Raw genomic sequence first — 3,563 nt, 5'->3', positions numbered from 1 at the left:
CCCGCCGCAAATATCCTGATAGATGGGGTTATGGCGATGCGTGATGGCCTTTACCCGCATTACCGGGTTCTTGGCCGAACGGATGGCATAGCCGGTAAACTCACCGAAGGGCCCTTCTTCTTCTCGCACATAGGGTTCGATTTCACCTTCGAGGATGATTTCAGCTCCGGCAGGAACTAATAAGTCCACAGTTTTACACCGGACTATTTCCAGAGGGCTTCCCTTGAGACCGCCGATAATCCCTATTTCGTTTTCATGATAAGGCCCGATGGCCAAAGCGCCGATCGCCCAGGCCGGGTGATTGCCGATGGATACGGCAACTTCCAGGGGCTTTTCCCGCTCCTCCATTTTGGAATAAATGGCATTGAGGTGTTTCCCCACGGTCATGAAGATTCCCAGGCGGTTCTTCCCCTTGACCATCAGGCGGTTGTAGCTGAGGTTGCAATCTCCCGTGTCAGGATCTTTGGCCAAGACAATTCCCGCTGTAATGTAAGGCCCCCCATCGGTGTTGTGGTAAATCATGGCTGGAAGTTTTTTTAGGTCAACTTCCATGTCCTGAATGACGACCTCTTGTACGGGAGCCCTGGAAACTTCGACCGGAGGGATGGGGTATTGATAGGCCTGGGCGACCCTTTGGTTTAATTCACGTTTGGAAACTCCAAGGGCCCTGGCCACTCGACCCCGATCGGCATAGCAGTTGGCGACGACGGACATGGTGTGGCCTCTCACCTTTTCAAACCAGAGGAGGGGAACCTGCCGGGCCTGCTCCAGTTTAGTGACAATGGCAGAAACTTCGTACTGGGTATCAACTTCTTTGTTTATGCGAATGAACCCTCCTTCTTTGGTCTCTTCCATTTCCTTCAAAAAACCCCTGAAATCTTCCCCCATTTCTTCTTCTCCCTTTAATCAGCTACTCAGAGCAAGTAGGCTTTTCCCCCTTCATTTAAAAAATATCCTGAATTTTTTTTGCCCCATCTTAGGGCATAGACTCCTGCCCCTCAGCTATCCGGATGGAAATAATGGATTTCCAGAAGCAAGCAGCCTCCTTTGCTGCTGAAGGGTCCATGGGGAGCATGGGGGGGGCGGCAGGCATAAGTCATAGGACCAAAAGTTTTTCCCCCAACGGTTAAATCTCCCGAGACCTGAAAAACTTCTTCCCAATAATCATGTTCAAATGGTTCAGTTGTAAAGGCCCCCGGTTTAAACCGAAGCAAGCGGGTGCGAGATCCCTTCCTTTTTTTCTCATCCAGGTAACCCGTGATAATTTTTTGCTCGATTCCTTGAGGATAACCCGCGGGAATCTCCCAACCGGACGAAAGGTCTAAGGTAAAGAATTCCAGATGCTCCTTTAACATCATAAGCCTCCTTGTAACAGTTTAGCCCTTTGAAAAATTTGGTTAAACTTCAATGCCCAATGGAAAAGTAAATTTAATAGGACGCAGATTTACGCAGATAACCGCAGATAATTATTTTTTTAGTTTATCCTGATAATCTGTGTACATCCGTGTCCAAAAAGGAATTTTCTATATAATCAAATTGAAAATTTCAAAATGCTTAGGGTTTTCAGAAAAATTTGCATTTTTCAATTGGCAATTTGCATTTTTCAATGAAATTTAGCGGTTCTTTTCAAAACGCTAAATTGATACAAAGTATTATATATTGGATATAAAAAATCAAGTCAACCCTTTTGGAGATAGATAGAGAAAAATTTCTTGTTAAAATATTTATTTTTATATATGGTTTAAACATGAAATCTTGAAAGCAGGAGGAACGATAGATGAAAGCATATTTTGAGAAAATGGTTGATTTCGGTAAACCCTTAACCGAAAAACAAATTAAGAGTACAGAAGAAAGTGTCAAACAGATCAGAGAGGTTGAAAAAAAGATTACTGAGGCTGTGGAGAAAGTGAAAAAGGCGGGAATTTCCACAGAAGAAATTAATAAAAGGGGGGAAATGACCGTCTACCAGAGGCTGGAATATTTGTTGGACCCGGGAACCTGGTGCCCCTTGCACACCCTCTTTGACCCCATGGATGAGGAATCAGGGACAACTGGCGTGGTCGATGGACTGGGTAAGATCAGCGGAAAATGGGCAGTGGTCATCGGTTTTGACAATAAAGTAATGGCGGGGGCCTGGATTGCCGGTCAGGCAGAAAATATTTTGCGGGTTACCGACATGGCCAAGAACCTCTATCTACCTCTGGTTTGGTTAGTGAATTGCAGTGGGGTGAAGCTCCCCGAACAGGAGAAGGTATACGCCAACCGGAGGGGAAGCGGGACCACCTTCTTCCGGCATGCTGAACTTGAGCAATTGGGGATTCCAGTTCTTGCCGGAATTTATGGGACCAACCCGGCAGGGGGGGGATACCAAGGGATCAGCCCCACCATCCTTTTGGCCCATAAGAATTGCAATATCGCCGTCGGGGGAGGCGGCATTGTCAGCGGGATGAGTCCCAAAGGGTTTTTTGACGAGGAAGGGGCCGAGATGATTATTGACGCCACAAGAAAGTTTAAGAGCGTTCCTCCTGGACGGGTGGAGATTCATTACGACTCCACTGGTTTCTTCCGGGCTGTCTTTGAAACGGAAGAAGGGGTTTTGGATGCTCTGAAAGAATACATGAAGTACCTCCCTGCCTATCATCCCAAGTTTTTCAGGGTGGCCGAGCCCAAAGAACCTAAGTTTTCAGCCGCAGAGATCGACCGGCTGGTTCCCTTCAATCAAAAGCTGGCTTACAATTTTGAAGAGGTTCTTGCCCGGCTGACGGATAACAGTGAACACATGGAGTTCCGACCTGATTATGGCCCGGAGGTCTACACCGGCCTGGCAAAAGTTGATGGCTTTGCGGTCGGGATTATTGGCAATCGGCAGGGATTCTTGCCCAAGGGATACCCTGAATATGCTCCCTACCCCGGCGTCGGCGGAAAGTTTTATCGGCAAGGGCTGATCAAGTTGAATGAGTTCGTCACGCAGTGCGGCAGAGACCGGCTGCCCATCATTTGGTTTCAGGATACATCCGGCATCGATGTAGGAGACATAGCCGAAAAAGCTGAGCTCCTGGGGTTGGGGCAGTCCTTGATTTACTCCATCGAGCAGACGAATATGCCGATGATGTGCGTGGTTCTAAGAAAAGGAACGGCCGCTGCTCATTACATTATGGGCGGGCCCCAAGCGAATAATAATAACATTTTTACTTTAGGAACCCCTACGACAGAAATTTATGTAATGCACGGGGAAACAGCCGCGGTGGCCTCTTTTGCCAGAAGATTGGTTAAGGAAAAAGACGCAGGTCGCCCCTTAAAGCCCACCATTGAAAAGATGAATATCCTGGCCCAGGAGTATCATGATAAATCGCGGCCCCTTTACTGTGCCCAAACAGGATTTGTCGATGAAATCGTCTCCTTTGCCGATATGCGGAAGTATATGGTAGCCTTTGCCGGCTCCGCTTATCAAAACCCCAGATCGATCTGCCCCCACAACCACATGATGCTCCCGAGACTGATCAAGGGATAAGGAGAAAGGGGAAAAACATCAGATCCATCTATACGAAAAGCTTAAAATTAGC

Annotated in this window: 3 protein-coding genes; 1 reads left to right on the top strand and 2 read right to left on the bottom strand. The window is 47.5% G+C overall.

Features of this window, described 5'->3' with window-relative positions:
- Together Q7V48_07385 and Q7V48_07380 are read right to left on the bottom strand one after the other, a co-directional pair.
- Nucleotides 1-888 (bottom strand): UbiD family decarboxylase (locus Q7V48_07385; GenBank protein MDO9210555.1); only part of this gene is annotated, 888 nt, incomplete at its 3' end.
- 110 nt (nucleotides 889-998) lie between these two features.
- Nucleotides 999-1,355: a cupin domain-containing protein gene (locus Q7V48_07380; protein MDO9210554.1), complete on the bottom strand. Its 357-nt coding sequence runs from the start codon at nucleotides 1,353-1,355 to the stop codon at nucleotides 999-1,001.
- Between the two features lie 422 nt (nucleotides 1,356-1,777).
- On the opposite strand from Q7V48_07380, the gene Q7V48_07375 reads away from it, so the two are divergent.
- Nucleotides 1,778-3,511 (top strand): carboxyl transferase domain-containing protein, encoded by a 1,734-nt coding sequence (locus tag Q7V48_07375; protein ID MDO9210553.1) that lies wholly within the window; start codon nucleotides 1,778-1,780, stop codon nucleotides 3,509-3,511.
- Nucleotides 3,512-3,563 lie beyond the last annotated feature (52 nt).

Source organism: Deltaproteobacteria bacterium, from assembly GCA_030654105.1.
GTDB lineage: Bacteria > Desulfobacterota > SM23-61 > SM23-61 > SM23-61 > JAHJQK01.
Note: the sequence above shows the minus strand (reverse complement) of the source record. Positions and strands in the feature narration are given on the sequence as shown.

Excerpts from the sequence above, each read along its gene's own strand:
- Q7V48_07380 (MDO9210554.1), bottom strand. The coding sequence starts at position 1,355 with ATGTTAAAGGAGCATCTGGAATTCTTTACCTTAGACCTTTCGTCCGGT.
- Q7V48_07375 (MDO9210553.1), top strand. The coding sequence starts at position 1,778 with ATGAAAGCATATTTTGAGAAAATGGTTGATTTCGGTAAACCCTTAACC.